Origin of the sequence: Bacillus sp. CCNWLW194 (assembly GCF_037120585.1) — a bacterium.
GTDB lineage: Bacteria > Bacillota > Bacilli > Bacillales > Bacillaceae_G > Bacillus_A > Bacillus_A basilensis.
This window is the reverse complement of record NZ_JBBBBL010000006.1, coordinates 234406-249574: the sequence shown is the minus strand read 5'-3', so window position 1 is coordinate 249574 and position 15169 is coordinate 234406. Positions and strand designations below refer to the sequence as shown.

At 34.9% G+C, this 15169-nt stretch carries 13 protein-coding genes and 1 other annotated feature; of the genes, 8 read left to right on the top strand and 5 right to left on the bottom strand.

Going from position 1 to position 15169, the window contains the following annotated elements:
- Nucleotides 1-55 precede the first annotated feature (55 nt).
- Nucleotides 56-1087, top strand: a complete 1032-nt coding sequence (locus tag V7S50_RS16135; RefSeq protein WP_242252828.1) for a fatty acid desaturase — start codon at nt 56-58, stop codon at nt 1085-1087.
- Between the two features lie 140 nt (nt 1088-1227).
- Here the strand turns inward: V7S50_RS16135 and V7S50_RS16130 are convergent, their stop codons facing one another.
- Together V7S50_RS16130 and V7S50_RS16125 are read right to left on the bottom strand one after the other, a co-directional pair.
- A complete protein-coding gene (locus V7S50_RS16130) occupies nt 1228-1575 on the bottom strand; it encodes a VOC family protein (RefSeq protein WP_063225334.1) in 348 nt (115 codons plus the stop codon).
- Between the two features lie 299 nt (nt 1576-1874).
- Complete coding sequence (locus V7S50_RS16125) at nt 1875-3299, bottom strand: amino acid permease (RefSeq protein WP_242252830.1); 1425 nt, start codon at nt 3297-3299, stop codon at nt 1875-1877.
- A gap of 267 nt (nt 3300-3566) precedes the next feature.
- Between V7S50_RS16125 and V7S50_RS16120 the strand changes: the two genes are divergently transcribed.
- Nucleotides 3567-4316 (top strand): IclR family transcriptional regulator, encoded by a 750-nt coding sequence (locus V7S50_RS16120; RefSeq protein ID WP_242252832.1) that lies wholly within the window; start codon nt 3567-3569, stop codon nt 4314-4316.
- A gap of 75 nt (nt 4317-4391) precedes the next feature.
- Nucleotides 4392-6032, top strand: coding sequence for a M20/M25/M40 family metallo-hydrolase (locus V7S50_RS16115; RefSeq protein ID WP_242252833.1), 1641 nt, complete (start codon nt 4392-4394; stop codon nt 6030-6032).
- A 204-nt stretch (nt 6033-6236) separates the two neighbouring features.
- On the opposite strand, the gene proC is transcribed toward V7S50_RS16115, so the two are convergent.
- Nucleotides 6237-7055, bottom strand: coding sequence for a pyrroline-5-carboxylate reductase (proC, locus tag V7S50_RS16110; protein WP_242252835.1), 819 nt, complete (start codon nt 7053-7055; stop codon nt 6237-6239).
- A gap of 340 nt (nt 7056-7395) precedes the next feature.
- Nucleotides 7396-7606: a binding site (T-box leader), on the top strand.
- 146 nt (nt 7607-7752) lie between these two features.
- Between proC and proB the strand changes: the two genes are divergently transcribed.
- A complete protein-coding gene (gene proB / locus V7S50_RS16105; protein WP_242252838.1) occupies nt 7753-8856 on the top strand; it encodes a glutamate 5-kinase in 1104 nt (367 codons plus the stop codon).
- Nucleotides 8857-8886: 30 nt separating this feature from the next.
- On the top strand, nt 8887-10134 hold the full coding sequence (locus V7S50_RS16100) for a glutamate-5-semialdehyde dehydrogenase (protein ID WP_242252839.1): 1248 nt from the start codon (nt 8887-8889) through the stop codon (nt 10132-10134).
- Between the two features lie 48 nt (nt 10135-10182).
- On the opposite strand, the gene V7S50_RS16095 is transcribed toward V7S50_RS16100, so the two are convergent.
- A complete protein-coding gene (locus V7S50_RS16095) occupies nt 10183-11376 on the bottom strand; it encodes a NupC/NupG family nucleoside CNT transporter (protein WP_242252841.1) in 1194 nt (397 codons plus the stop codon).
- Nucleotides 11377-11589: 213 nt separating this feature from the next.
- Complete coding sequence (locus V7S50_RS16090) at nt 11590-12081, bottom strand: DinB family protein (protein ID WP_242252843.1); 492 nt, start codon at nt 12079-12081, stop codon at nt 11590-11592.
- Between the two features lie 292 nt (nt 12082-12373).
- Between V7S50_RS16090 and V7S50_RS16085 the strand changes: the two genes are divergently transcribed.
- From V7S50_RS16085 to hmoA, 3 genes are all read left to right on the top strand, one after another.
- Nucleotides 12374-13417, top strand: a complete 1044-nt coding sequence (locus V7S50_RS16085; protein WP_242252844.1) for an ArsR/SmtB family transcription factor — start codon at nt 12374-12376, stop codon at nt 13415-13417.
- Between the two features lie 51 nt (nt 13418-13468).
- Nucleotides 13469-14689: an MFS transporter gene (locus tag V7S50_RS16080; protein WP_242252845.1), complete on the top strand. Its 1221-nt coding sequence runs from the start codon at nt 13469-13471 to the stop codon at nt 14687-14689.
- A gap of 96 nt (nt 14690-14785) precedes the next feature.
- Nucleotides 14786-15112 carry a heme-degrading monooxygenase HmoA gene (gene hmoA / locus V7S50_RS16075; protein ID WP_000469503.1) on the top strand — a complete coding sequence of 109 codons (327 nt, stop codon included), beginning with the start codon at nt 14786-14788 and terminating at the stop codon, nt 15110-15112.
- The last annotated feature ends 57 nt before the right edge of the window (nt 15113-15169 follow it).

Below are 15169 nucleotides of genomic sequence, written 5' to 3'. Positions count from 1 at the left end.
TACTAATAGTGTGCTATAATGTGAATTAGCAACAAAAAGGAAAGGAATTAGAAAAATGACATTAGAAAATACTAAAAATTTAAAAAAACAAGTTGCTCCGTATGAAAAATCAACGATTAAAAAAAGTGTGTGGCAACTTATTAACACAGTCGTGCCATTTATTATTTTATGGTACCTCGCTTATAAAAGTTTGTCTGTTTCTTATTGGTTATCATTAGTTCCATCTCTGTTAGCCGCTGGTTTTATGACACGAATTTTCATTATTTTTCATGATTGTACCCATTATTCATTCTTTAAAAGTCGACGTGCAAATAGAATAGTAGGGACATGTATGGGTGTGTTAACGTTATTCCCATTTGATCAATGGGGGCATGAGCATGCGATTCATCACGCTACAAGTGGTAATTTAGATAAGAGAGGTACAGGAGATATTTGGACGCTTACAGTGGACGAATATGTAGCTGCACCATTTAGACTTCGTTTAGCATATCGTTTATATCGCAATCCCTTCGTTATGTTTGGATTAGGTCCGATTTATGTTTTCTTGCTTAAAAATAGATTTAACCGAAAAGGTGCTAGACAGAAAGAACGTATGAATACGTATTTGACGAATATTATTATCGTTGCTGTAGTAGCTATACTTTGCTGGGCAATTGGGTGGCAATCGTTTCTGTTAGTACATGGTACTATATTCTTAATAGCGGGTTCAGTAGGGATTTGGCTGTTTTACGTACAGCACACATTTGAGGATTCTTATTTTGAAGAGGATAAAGATTGGGAATATGTGAAAGCGGCAGTGGAAGGAAGTTCATTTTATAAACTTCCAAAAATCTTGCAATTCTTAACTGGTAATATTGGATTCCATCATGTTCACCATTTAAGCCCAAGAGTACCTAACTATAAACTAGAAGAGGCACACAATAATACGCTTCCGTTAAAAAATGTACCAACAATTACTCTTGCTACAAGCTTACAATCACTACGTTTCCGTCTTTGGGATGAGAAAAGTAACAATTTTGTTAGCTTTAAAGATGTCAAAAATATAATTAAAAATAATGTTTCTGTTCGGGTGAAATCGGAACTATAATTTAATCGTATATAAAAGACGCCCCTTTAATCATTTTTGATTAAAGGGGTGTCTTTGTATAAATAATAGTTGTCTGATCCTGACAGGGAATTGCTATTTTACTTACTTTGTTGAATGAAAGCACAAATGACTATAACCAATTATTTCTCCCAAAGTTCGATTAGTCGGCCTTCAGGATCTTTAATCCAAATAAACTTTCCAAATTCACTCATTTCTTCTTTCTTTTCAAGAGGTACGCCAATTTTCTCAAGATGCTGAATAGTCTCACTTAGATTATGTACTTCAAAATTTAACATCACTTGCTGTTCTATCGGGAAATAATTGTCATTTTCGGTAAAGAAAGAAAAAATAGTTTCATTTCCTAATTGGGGCTTAATTATTGTCCCATTCCAATTTTCTATTTCAATTTTTAATACTTCGCTATACCATTTTTTTATAACATCCATATTTTTAGTTCTCCAAAATATTCCCCCGAAACCTTTTATCATCGTACATAACTCCTGTCTATTTCAAAAATTTTCAGTAATATATATTCAATATATCAAAACAGTAATAGTAAGGTAAATCATTAACTTATAAAAAGTAAAAAATCATAATTGCTAATATTGTAGCATTTACTGTTGAAACGATACAGATATTATCCTTTGTATAAAGAGTATAGCAACACTGACTCGTCTTCTAAAAAGTATAGGAAAATAAAGGAACGACAAAACAGGTGAAAATGATAAATGATAAAAGACCGCACATGAGGTGAAATCCATGTGCGGTCTTTTATATAAGTAGGGTATTACATAGTCTCGCTAGTTTTAGTTTCACTATGAGTGTTAGTAGAAATTCTTTTCTTAACTTTAAAGTGATAGTAAGTGTAGCAAAAGATGATAAATGGTACAGTGCAATAGATTCCTAGTCTTTGATCTGGGATAAAGATAAGACTTATTAATATAATGCCATACAGTCCAAAACCAAGAATTGGTACAAGAGGATAAAGTGGAGTTTTGAATTTTAAGTCTGCTAATTTTCCACCTTCGGCTAAATAATGTTTACGGAAAAAGAATTGAGAAACACAAATTGACATCCAAACAATGATTGTTATGACTCCAGAAATGGAAATTAACCATAAGTAAACTGTTTCAGCAGCTACAACGCTTGTCAAAAGAGAAAAAGCAGAAATAGCAATTGTCATAATTAAAGCGTTTAGAGGTATTCCTCGTGATGATAATTTCTTTAAAAAGGCTGGGGCCATTTCATTTTTTGATAATGACCAAAGCATGCGAGTTGCCGCGTATAGTCCAGAGTTTGCGACAGAAAGAACAGCAGTAAGAATAACAAAGTTCATAATATCAGCTGCATATGGAATACCGATATTATCAAAAACAGCAACGAATGGGCTCTTTGTTAATCCTGCTTCTTCCCAAGGAATTAAAGCAACGAGAACAAAAATTGCTAAGACGAAGAAAAACATTGTTCGCCATATAATATTTCTAATAGAACGAGGTAAAGTTTTTGCTGGATCTTCACTTTCACCTGCAGCGATTCCGACAAGTTCTGTACCTTGGAAGGAATAATTGACTGTAACCATTGTTAATAGGATAGCTGCAAGTCCATTTGGGAATAAACCACCATGATTTACGAAATTTGATAATAGCGGAGCTGGTTCGTCGCCTTTTAAATCAATAAAACCGAACATAGCGGCGCCGCCAAGAATTATAAAAGCAATAATGGCAGATACTTTTATACTTGAAAACCAAAATTCTGTTTCTGCATAACTACGAGCAGATAGTGCGTTAATAGTGAATATTGTAACGCCAAATATTAAACACCAAACCCATACAGGAATATCAGGAAACCAGCGCTGCATTGTAATACCGGCAGTTGTAAATTCAAGACCGGTCGTATTCGCCCAGCTTAACCAATATAACCATCCGATTGTAAACCCAGTTGCAGGATTGATAAACTTAGTGGCATATTCCTGGAAAGAACCAGAAACAGGCATTGCTACAGCAAGCTCACCAAGACATAGCATAACGAGATACATTAATAATCCACCGGCCATAAAGGCAAGTACGGATCCACCAGGCCCAGCTTTACTTATAATAAAGCCAGATCCGTTAAATAACCCCGTTCCAATCACACCACCGAGTGCAATCATGAATAAGTGTCTACTTTTCATCGTACGTTTTAATTCATTGTTTGTATTGTTTACGTGCGCCATTGTTTTCCTCACTTTCGTAGTTGATAGAATAAAGTTTGTTGTTTTTCCGTATTATGGAATGTATTCCGTGATGTGAAATCTTGTTTTAATTTTCAGATAATTAAAAAGAAAAGTCAATATTTTTTTGATTGCGCTTTCAAATTATTATCGGTGGCATATTTTTATTTTTAGAAAATTAAATAAATAGATTGATTTCATTTTGAATTTTTGTTAAATTGATAGGTAATTGAGCGCACTAACATATTACAAGTCAAGTTGAGGTGAGTTATGGTACAGTCCATTGATCGAGCGATAAGTATTATAAAGTTATTAAATTCTACTAATGAAAAAGAGTATTGGGCCATTTCTGATATAGCGGACAGAACACATCTCCCAGTTAGTACAGTGCATAGATTACTTAACTCTCTAATTGAGCATGGGCTAGTTACGCAAATTTCAGAGACGAAACAGTACAAAATTGGACCAATGTGGATGGAAATAGGATTACGACAATTGGAGAAGGTAGACTACAGATCAGTCGCAAGAGAAGTTATGAAGCGATTGGCCTATGAAGTGGAAGAAAGTGTTTATTTGAACATTCCAAATGGAACACATTCTATTATCATTGAAAGAATTGATAGCCCTTTAAAAATTCGAGTTATTGATAACTTAGGGGAACAAATTCCTCTTTCTATTGGCGCAGCAAACAAAACGATGCTTGCCAATATGAAACAGAATGAAATGGAATATATTGTAGAACAGCTACTTTCTTCTGTACCAGAACAAAAGCAATGTCTTTTTAATCAAATCGAGCAGATAAGAAATGAAGGATATGCGGTCAGTTATGGTGAAAAAACAGAAGGGACAGCTTCAGTAGCTGCACCTATTATCGGATTTAATCATAAAGTAGTAGGAGCATTAAGTGTTGGATTAATTAGTCATCGCATTAATGATGATCGACTATCTTTTCTTATTAGTAAGGTAAAACAAGCAGCTCATGAAATATCAATAAAAATCGGCAGTACATCAGAACTATAATTTTGATAACTGCCGTCATTTTTTATTCATATACTGGAATTCATTTTCATAATGCGGAAAAATAGGGGGATTTATATGTCAAAGTGGCAATCAAAAGAACAATTGATTCAATTATTAAGCGGTCTTGTTGAAATTCCTAGTATTACAGGTACAGAGGCTGAAGTGATATTGCCAGACTTTGTTGTGGAACAATTATCTGATTTACAGTATTTTAAAGAAAACCCGCATCATTTGCAAAAAAATCCGACGGGGGACGGACGATATTTTGTTACAGCACTAGTAAAGAAAAGCGATAGTACGAAAAATACCGTAGTTCTAGTAAGTCACTTTGATGTTGTAGATGTACAAGATTACGGGGTGTGGAAAGAAGATGCATTTAATCCTAAAAAGTTAACATCTATGTTTTATGCTCATAAAGATGAACTTCCAGAACATGTACGTGAAGATATAGAACATGGAGATTGGCTGTTTGGTAGAGGAACAATGGACATGAAATGTGGTCTAGCTTTACAAATGGCGATGATTGAGCAAGCTTGTGAAGGAAGATTTGATGGGAATGTTCTTTTACTAGCTGTTCCAGATGAAGAAGTGAACTCGGTAGGGATGAGAGCTGCTGTTCCGAGATTGTTAGATTTAGCAAGAGAATATGACTTGGATTATAAAACGGTACTAAATTCAGAGCCTATGTTTTCAAGGCATCCTGGTGACCAAAAGAAATATATTTATACTGGTTCTATTGGTAAGGTGTTACCTGGTTTTCTTTGCTACGGAAAAGAGACACATGTAGGTGAACCTTTTGCAGGCTTAAATGGGAGTTATATGGCTTCATTAATAACAGCAGAATTAGAGTTGAATACAGACCTTTGTGATATTGTAGAAGGGGAAGCGAGTCCTCCGCCAACTAACTTACTTCAGAGGGATTTAAAGGAAGATTATTCTGTACAAATTCCGCATCGTGCAGTCACATTATTTAATTTGTTTTTATTAGAAAAATCAATGATAGATGTCGTTTCATTGCTGCGTCAAAAAGTAACGAAAGTAGCTGAGAAAATAGAAGAATCGTATGAAAAACATGCATATCGTTTTTCTAAATATAATCCGTTTATACCACCTAACCTCAAAGTAAATGTATTAACGTATGAAGAGCTTATCGCTTATGCAATTGAACAACATGGACAAAAGAAAATAGATGAAATTCAATCTAGCATTATTAAAAATAGAGAAGATAAAGATGATCGTGCGGTAACGATTGATTTAGTAGATAAACTAGCTATTTTATGTAAAGAAAAGGCGCCGATGATTGTACTTTTCTTTGCTCCGCCATATTATCCAGCTGTAAGTTCACGCAATAACCAGTTAATTAAAGAAGTAGTTGGAGAAATGGAAAAGTATGCACACTTCAATCATAATATTACATTTGAAAACCAAAACTATTTTGGAGGAATTTCAGATTTGAGCTATGTGGGCTTACAGAACCCATTAGATTCAATGAGTTCACTTGTAGACAATATGCCATTATGGGATAAAGGTTACTCGATTCCACTTCAGGAACTAGAAGAGTTTGACGTTCCAGTATTAAATATGGGACCGGTAGGAAAAGATGCACATCAATGGACAGAACGTCTAGATGTAAATTACGCATTTGAAACGCTATTAGACATGTTACCATTATGCATTGAAAAACTACTTATCTCTAATAAAATTGCACAATCATAGTAGGGAATAGGGAAGGGATAAAACTAGAAAATCAAAAGAAAATTTGAATGAAATTATTTTAAAATAATTAAAAGTAAAACGGACAAACCCAAGTATCTTTGAGTTTGTCCGTTTATCATTTAGTGAAAATGGGGTAGTATGTAGTCCACTATTTTCTAATTAAATTCATGTGAATTTATAGCTAACGTGATCTCTTTTATAATATTATTTTTTAGTTTGACCAGATAGTTCAACAGATTTTTGTGTACAACGTTGCATAGCTGAAATGATGGCTGTTCGTAAGCCTTTTTCCTCTAAAGTTGCTACAGCTTCTATCGTTGTTCCGCCAGGAGAACAAACCATGTCTTTTAATTCACCTGGATGTATTCCTGTTTCTAGTACCATTTTTGCAGAGCCTAACACAGCTTGAGCAGCGAATTTATATGCTTGATTTCTTGGCATACCATCTAGTACAGCTGCATCTGCCATCGCTTCTATAATCATATATACGTATGCTGGTGAAGAACCACTTACAGATGTTACAACATCCATTAATTTTTCACTTACAATCTCTGATTGACCAAAACTATTGAAAATGTTTAGCACATCTTCTAAATCTTTTTCTGTCACCATTTCATTAGGACATAATGCAGACATTCCTTCTCCAACAAGAGCAGGGGTATTAGGCATTACTCGTACAACTTTTAACTTCTTATCAAAAGAATCCTCTGTACTTTTGATGCTTTTTCCAGCAGCGATCGTTACGATAATAACATCGTTTTTGATCTCTTCTTTAATTTCATTAATTACTGATGGGTATAAGTCTGGTTTAATTGATAAAATTAAAATATCAGCATTTTTAGCGACTTCATTATTGTCAGTAGTTATAGTTAGTCCGTACTTTTCACTAGCATTTTCTAAATTCGTCGTGTTTAAATCTGAACAAATGATATTATTTGAAGACACTATATTTTTATTTAGCATCCCGCCAACTATGGCCATACCCATATTTCCGCATCCGATGAATCCAATTTGTTTATCCATAATAACTCAATCTTGCTCCTTTTATAATAAATTATATCAATTTGAAATTGTTATCTTAAAATAACAATAACATCTCCATGCAATATAAAGAAACATTCTAAGAGAATATATTCCTTTTTGCAATACCAAAAGATAAAAATCAATTATATTCGACATTCTGTAAATATATACACTATAATTTAAGGTTTTATGTTTATGAATATGAGTTGCAGTTATATCAATTTGTATTTTTATTAATTTGGACAATAATTTCATACAAGTAACTCGTCGCTCTATTTATTTTATAAAATACCACTTGACACCAAATCGAACTATATCGCATAATATAAAAAAATTAGATTGAAAATCGTTGAAGGGAAATAGTACATATGTCTTCTTGCGAAAGAGAGTGGAATTCACCGGCTGAAAGATTCCTCGTATAGAATGTATCGAACCTATCCCTGAGTCTTAAATGAAAGTTTAGGCGTCCGCCTGCGTTATAGGCACCAAGTGGATATCTATGTATATCAATTAAGGTGGTACCGCGGAACAATGACCGTTTCGTCCTTTTTATTTTATTAAGGGCGAAGCGGTCATTTTTATTTTGCTCTTAAAATAGGCTAGGTGCAGCACTGATGAGTATAGAAATCGTTGCAAGCTGAATGAATAGAAGTGTAATGTATAAAAAACTTTGATTTTAGACTTGGGGGATATAAAAGTGAAAAAACAACGAATTGTTGTAAAGATTGGGAGCAGTTCTTTGGCAGATAGTCACGGAGGCATTTCTAAAGAACAACTTTCAGATCATGTTTCTGCATTGGCGCGATTGAAAGAGGAAGGGCATGAAGTTTTGTTAATTACATCTGGGGCCGTTGCTGCAGGTTTTTCTTCCCTAGGGTATCCTAGCAGACCTGTAACAATTAAAGGAAAACAGGCAGCTGCTGCTGTCGGACAAAGTTTGTTAATGCAGGCGTACACAGAGGAATTCCGTAAATATGGTATCGTTACTGCGCAACTATTGCTGACGAGAAGTGATTTTTCTAGAAAAGAACAATATAGTAACGCTTACGCTACTTTAGGAGAGTTACTAAACCGTTCTGCTCTTCCAATCATTAATGAAAATGATTCTATCTCTTTAGAGGAGCTAACGTTTGGTGATAATGATATGCTGTCAGCTTTAGTAAGCGGACTTGTTTCGGCTGATATGCTTATGATTTTTACAGATGTGAACGGTTTATATGACAAAAATCCTCAGAAAAATACGGATGCAAAAAAATATTATTTCCTTCCTGAAGTTACAAAAGAAATCGCTTCTCTTGCTGGGGATGCTGGCTCAAAACTTGGGACTGGCGGTATGAAATCAAAAATCGATGCTGCAAAGACAGCGCTCTCTCTTGGTGTGAGTGTATTTATCGGAACAGGACGTGGACAAGAGAAATTTATAGATGTTTTGAAGGGTAAAGGTGATGGAACGTATGTCGGAAATGCCCCTCAAAAAGAAATGAAGATGAATAAGCAATGGATCGCTTTGCATTCGCTTGTTAGTGGACAAATTGAAGTAGACGCCGGAGCAGCTACAGCTATCATTCAGCATGGTAAGAGTCTTCTGCCGGCAGGTGTTACGAATGTGTCAGGCTTTTTCCGAGTAGGTGAAGTCGTGGAAGTAATTACGCAACAAGGGCGCGTGATTGGAAAAGGACAATGCACATATAGCGCAGAGGAACTAAGCGATGTAAAAGGTATGCAAAGCCAAGATATTCAAGCAAAAGGCGAAAGGCATAGTTATGAAGTCATCCATAGGGATTATTGGGTTTCATTTTAAGAATAGGGATCAAAAAAGGAGGAAATAAAAATGAATGAAGTGTTGGCAAAGGGAATGAAGGCGAAAGAAGTCGCTAGAGAACTTGTGCTTAAATCTACAGAGCAAAAAAACGAAGCACTTGCTGCAATTGCAAATCAATTAATAAGTGAAACAGCTTATATTTTAGAGGAAAACAAACGGGATATAGAAGAAGGTAAGGCAAAAGGATTTTCTGATTCACTCCTTGATCGTCTTATGCTAACTGAAAATCGTATTATTGATATGACAGAGGGGATTAAGCAGCTCATTGAATTACGTGATCCTGTTGGAGAATGTATAAGTGCATGGGAAAGGCCAAATGGATTATCTATTCAGGAGATGCGCGTACCACTTGGTGTTGTCGGGATGATTTACGAGGCAAGGCCAAATGTGACGGTGGATGCTGCTACAATTTGTTTGAAAACTGGAAACGCAGTCATATTACGTGGTAGTTCTTCTGCTATTCATTCTAATAAAGCGATCGTTGCCGTTATTCACAGGGCGCTCAAACAAACAAGCTTACCTCAAGAAAGCGTACAGCTTATAGAAGATACAACGCGAGATAGCGCAAAGCAGTTGTTTACAATGAATGATTATCTAGACGTTCTTATTCCAAGAGGTGGCAAACAATTAATCGATACTGTTGTGAGAGAAGCGTCTGTTCCAGTACTTGAAACAGGTGCGGGAAATTGTCATATTTTCATTGATGAAACAGCGAATATGCAAATGGCAATTGATATTATTATAAATGCAAAAACGCAGCGACCATCTGTATGTAATGCGATTGAAACGATTGTACTTCATGAGAAGTGGGCACAGCAATATGGTAGCGAGTTGTTTTCTTCTTTGAAGGAAAGAGGCGTGGAGCTACGTGGTGATCAAAAAGCATTGGAAATGGATTCTTCAATTGTACTTGCTTCAGAAGAAGACTGGGGGACAGAATTTTTATCTCTCACGCTGGCAGTGAAAGTAGTTTCTTCTATAGAAGAAGCGATTCATCACATAAATACGTATGGATCTATGCATTCTGAAGCGATTATTTCAGAAAACGAGGAAAACGTCAGCAAATTTTTCACAGCTGTTGATGCTGCAGCGCTGTATCATAATGCATCAACTCGTTTTACTGATGGATCTGAATTCGGATTTGGAGCAGAAATTGGCATCAGTACACAAAAGCTACACGTAAGAGGACCAATGGGGCTTCCAGCATTAACTTCCGCAAAATATGTGATTCGTGGAAATGGACAAATTCGAAAATAAAAATAAAAGACACTCAATTAGGTTGGGTGTCTTTTATTTTAAAATTATTTACCATACAAATAGCCCAACAAGCATAGCGCTTAATAAGGAAACAGCCATTCCGCTCACAAGAAGCTTCCAAACATTTTTCCCGATGACTGATGATTTTTCGCCGCCAAATAATGAATTGTAAGTTCCATAAATCATACCTACTGTACTAAAGTTAGCAAAAGAAGCTAAAAATGTTGTTGCAACCGCAACCGTATGCGGTTGTAAAGACTTTAAGTTTGATTTTAAATCCATCATTGCAACAAATTCATTCGTCGTTATTTTGATTCCCATTAGTTCAGCTACATACATAGCATCACTGCCAGATAAACCGAGTAAAAAAGCGAAAGGACTAAAGATAATGGAGAAGATTTTTTGAATTGTTAAACCTGTTACAAAAAATCCTAAAATCCCATTTAAGCATGCTGTTAAAGCTACATATCCAATTACCATAGCTAAAATAACGATAACCATATTCATCCCGACTAACATACTGCTTGAAATAGTAGAAAAGAAATCCTTTTTTTCATGTTTTGAAGGTGTATATACAACATCATCTTCTTTCGTCACTTCGACAGGATTTAAAACATTGGCTAAAATTAATGCATTAATACAGTTTAAAGGAATGGCACTGAAAATATATGTTGCCGGCACCATAGATAAATAAGCACCGAGAATGGATCCGCTGACGCTACTCATACTCATAATTCCAAAAGTCAACAAACGATTTTCTTTTAACACAGATAATTGATCACGAACAACCGCAAGTGCTTCCGTATTTCCTAAAAACATCATTTGAATGGAAAAGAAGCTCTCTAGCTTTGGTAAACGAGAAATCTTTGAAATAATTGCACCTACTTTATCAATAATCCAAGTTAAGATTCCGAAATAAGATAGAATATCGAAAAAAGTAATAACAAAGATGATAGGAAGTAATGCACTAAAGAAGAAATCAATGTGTGGACTGTCCATAGCTGAAGGAAATGCAAATCGAATACCTTCATTCGCACATGATAGTAGCCAACTGAAAAATGACGCAATTTTATTAATGATAATACTGCCGAGCTTCGTGCCTAACATAAACCACGTAATAAAAAGCTCCAATATGATGAGAATAACGATTGGTCTCCATTTTATTTGTTTTTTATTAGGCGAACATAGAAAAACGATTAATATGACAACGAAAATCCCTAACATATTTAATATAAAATGCATGTCAACAACTCCTTGAGGCTTATTATTTGTATATAAAAAAGCCTCTATTCTTCCAAATTTGGATTATGATCAGAAGTTATGAAGAATGTAAATTATGTTTGGAATCCATGTATTTTAATTTGCTTTATTTTGAGCAATCGCAGTAATTACAAAACAATTAGCTATTTTCAATTGTTTTGTTGCATGTTAAGCGTAAGCAAATTTAAACATCGCTTATAAATAAGAACGATGAGTTGGCCATGAACCTTGAAGTTTCCGAAGCTGTATAATTTGTCCTGTATGATAAGCATCGTGTAAAAGAATATTCATATATTGTTGCCAAATTGGTAGAGAAGGCTTTGGTTGATCTAGTTCTGCTTCTTGAAAGGATGTTAATGAAGATTGTAAGGCATCATGTACTTGAAGCGTTCGTTTCACTGTTTGCTGCCAAGCGTCATCATCATTAGATCCACCTTGGATAAACGTCTCATCATTATTTTGTGGAGCAACAAATGTGTCATCTTCATGTAAGCGGAAAAGTAGGCGCTCTTTAAAGATTAATAAATGGTTCACATTTTCCCAAATCGTATTACTGGCAGCACCTTCTGGTTGCCAACATGCTTGTTCAGCGGTAAGATTCTTTAAAGCTTTTGATATTGGTGGGTACCATTCTTCTTCGTAAAAAACTTGTTGGACTCCATTTTGCAACATTTCTTTTCTTCCCATTCGTATAGCCTCCTGTTCATTTTTCTTAATAAAATCAATTCTCTTTTCTCTTCAATAAACCTTCTCTATAGCTGAACAAGAGAAGGAAATGCAACGTATAACAGAGCCATTAAAAAATTTTATTTTTAATAATCAAGGTTTTAATTGAGTCAGAATAAAAAAGAGTATAAACCTTTTTCTATTTGCTCATTGATTAAAGTATTTTTAAAAGTTGCAGTATAATTCTAAAAATATAGAAGGATAAATTTGATAAAAATAGAATTTAATATATAACAAACAAGGAGGGGATGGAATGGAAGTCTTTCACGTAACGAGTAGAAAGAGGGAGACATACAACGTTCAAATGAGATATTCGATACTTTTCGAATGCGCGCTTGGCATTGCAGCGATTACTCATAAAAGGTTAATTGATACACTTGAAAAGTCTCAAAGTGAATGGGAAGAGATTAAACAATCATTAACAAAAGAGATGAGAGAGCAATTACAGTTTGTAGAAGAACATAATACGTGGAAAGCGTTGCTTCAGTTGTTGTATGAAGAGGATTTTCGGGATTTATCGCAATTTCATGCTAAAATCGATTCGCTTTCAGAAGAAGATTTCAAGTATATATGTTTACCGTTTTTAGGAGAGAAGTACCAAGAAAAAAGAACTTTAGCGGCAAGTGGAAACGTAACGGCAATACATGAACTAATGAAACTGACACAAGAACATCAGTTTTTCTCTACATATATTCGTTTTATATGTGATGTTGATGTACGACTGCTGAAAGCCCATTTAATCGCTGTTATGACAGGTTGGTATGAGAGCGTTATTAAGAAAGAGGAAGAAGAAATACTTACTATATTCAAACGCGACTATGAAGCAAAGAATGAAATGAATAAAAAAATGAAACCGGAAGAGTTTGTCGAGTGGGCCACTGGTGGAGTGAACTATATGCCAGAGCCAAGTGTTCATCACGTACTTCTTATTCCGCAAGTGACGTATAGACCGTGGAATATTGAAGCAGATATTGAAGATACGAAAGTGCTTCATTATCCAGTTGCGAATGAAAGCATTCATCCTGAAGATCCGTTTGAACCAAATTATTTTTTAGTTCAAAAGCATAAAGCACTTGGGGATGAAGCAAGATTACGCATTGTAAAAATGTTGTTTGAAAAAGAACGTACATTGCAGGAAATTACAGAAAGATTGCAACTTGGTAAATCGACAGTACATCATCATTTGAAACTTTTACGTGCAGCGAAGTTAGTGGATATACATGACGGGAAATATGTATTAAGAAAGAAAGCAGTACAGTCGTTAGCGAAAGAATTAGATGCGTTTTTAAATAGATAATATGCAACAAGAATGTACATAAAGGGAGGAATTTAAGAGAAAAGTTGGTGTATGAAATTGAAAAATGTATTGAGAAATCGTTCGTTCTTTTTTATGTGGATTGGTAGTGCAATCTCAGAATTAGGAGGGGGTTTCGGAACGTTATGTAATTCAATTCTAGTATATGAGTTAACAGAATCGGAAATGGCTTTAAGTAGTATGTGGCTATTATATTTCATCCCATCACTCATACTGCAATTATTAAGTGGCCCATTTATTGATAAATGGAGTCGGAAGTGGATTATGATTTTTTCACAATGGATACGAGCGTCCGTATTCTTATTACCTTTGGTGATGCTAGTTTCAGGTAGTATAGAAATTTGGCACATTTATGTTGTTCAAATTGTAGTGGGACTTATTACACCGCTTTATACACCTGCAAGTCAAGCAATTACACCGAGCATTGTAAGGAAAGAACAACTTCAAGATGCAAATGCGTACATTGATGGAATGACTCGCCTTATGATGTTTCTTGCGCCGGTATTAGGCGGAGTAGTCATTCATTTGATTGGAACAGAACTTACATTATCTTTCGTATGCATTTGTTTATTTGGTAGTGGCACTTTCTTACTTTATATAAAAGAAAATAGAACGTCGCAACCCATTCGGAAAACGTGGCTAGAACAATTTCTTCACGGTTTTACATATTTTTTCACAAAACCAATTATCGTTTGGCTCTGTATATTTTTGACTTTCGTGCAATTTGGAGTAGGGGTAACGATGGTTACAAATCTTCCCTATATAAAAGTCGAGTTGTCCGCTGGATACGCGGAGTTTGGTTATTTTATGGCCGGATTCCCACTTGGCTATGTAGTTGGATCCATACTAGTTGGTAAAGTAATATATAAAAGCCGGCGTGTACTTATGCTTGGAGGATTGTTTATAGGGGGACTCACATACATTTCTTTAGGGTTTAATCATAGTATTGTTATAGCGATAATAATTGAAGTAATAGCAGGTGTTTGTATTGCATTTTTCAATGTTCATAACACAACGATATGCCAACAAACAGTCCCGAACAATATGATAGGACAAGTATTTTCAGTGCGATTATTTTTCATACGATCCGCTATGCCGTTAGGTGTGTTATTAGGAGGAATATTGAGTGAGGTGTGGGGAGTTAGAGCACTATACTTTATTATCGGTTCAATAATATGTGTTACTTCTTTAATAGGAATATTACTTCCGTATTTCAAATTTTTAGATGAGGCAATTGAAGAGAAAGCAGCATGATTCAAAAAATTTAAACTTTATAATTGAAAATAATTATCATAATCAACTATAATAGAAGAATACTAGTATTCGTATTACAAAGAGGGAGTGGATTATATGTTTATTGAAACGAAGACATTTACAGTAAAAGAAGGTACATCAAATATAGTTGTAGAACGTTTCACTGGAGAAGGAATTATTGAAAAATTTGAAGGCTTCATCGATTTAAGTGTTCTCGTGAAAAAAGTAAGACGCGGAGACGAAGAAGTAGTCGTTATGATTCGCTGGGAATCTGAAGAAGCTTGGAAAAACTGGGAAACTAGTGAAGAACACTTAGCTGGACATAGAGCAAGCCGTGGTAAACCAAAACCAGATCATATTATTAATGTGGATCATGCGGTTTATTATGTGAAATCATCGAAAGCGGCTTATCAGCAGTCGTAATATATATGTAAAGGTAGAGGATATTTGTTTATTAATAAACAAATATCCTCTTTTTTG

Excerpts from the sequence above, each read along its gene's own strand:
- V7S50_RS16135 (WP_242252828.1), top strand. The coding sequence starts at position 56 with ATGACATTAGAAAATACTAAAAATTTAAAAAAACAAGTTGCTCCGTAT.
- V7S50_RS16130 (WP_063225334.1), bottom strand. The coding sequence starts at position 1,575 with ATGATAAAAGGTTTCGGGGGAATATTTTGGAGAACTAAAAATATGGAT.
- V7S50_RS16125 (WP_242252830.1), bottom strand. The coding sequence starts at position 3,299 with ATGGCGCACGTAAACAATACAAACAATGAATTAAAACGTACGATGAAA.
- V7S50_RS16120 (WP_242252832.1), top strand. The coding sequence starts at position 3,567 with ATGGTACAGTCCATTGATCGAGCGATAAGTATTATAAAGTTATTAAAT.
- V7S50_RS16115 (WP_242252833.1), top strand. The coding sequence starts at position 4,392 with ATGTCAAAGTGGCAATCAAAAGAACAATTGATTCAATTATTAAGCGGT.
- proC (WP_242252835.1), bottom strand. The coding sequence starts at position 7,055 with ATGGATAAACAAATTGGATTCATCGGATGCGGAAATATGGGTATGGCC.
- V7S50_RS16100 (WP_242252839.1), top strand. The coding sequence starts at position 8,887 with ATGAATGAAGTGTTGGCAAAGGGAATGAAGGCGAAAGAAGTCGCTAGA.
- V7S50_RS16095 (WP_242252841.1), bottom strand. The coding sequence starts at position 11,376 with ATGCATTTTATATTAAATATGTTAGGGATTTTCGTTGTCATATTAATC.
- V7S50_RS16090 (WP_242252843.1), bottom strand. The coding sequence starts at position 12,081 with ATGGGAAGAAAAGAAATGTTGCAAAATGGAGTCCAACAAGTTTTTTAC.
- V7S50_RS16085 (WP_242252844.1), top strand. The coding sequence starts at position 12,374 with ATGGAAGTCTTTCACGTAACGAGTAGAAAGAGGGAGACATACAACGTT.
- V7S50_RS16080 (WP_242252845.1), top strand. The coding sequence starts at position 13,469 with ATGAAATTGAAAAATGTATTGAGAAATCGTTCGTTCTTTTTTATGTGG.
- hmoA (WP_000469503.1), top strand. The coding sequence starts at position 14,786 with ATGTTTATTGAAACGAAGACATTTACAGTAAAAGAAGGTACATCAAAT.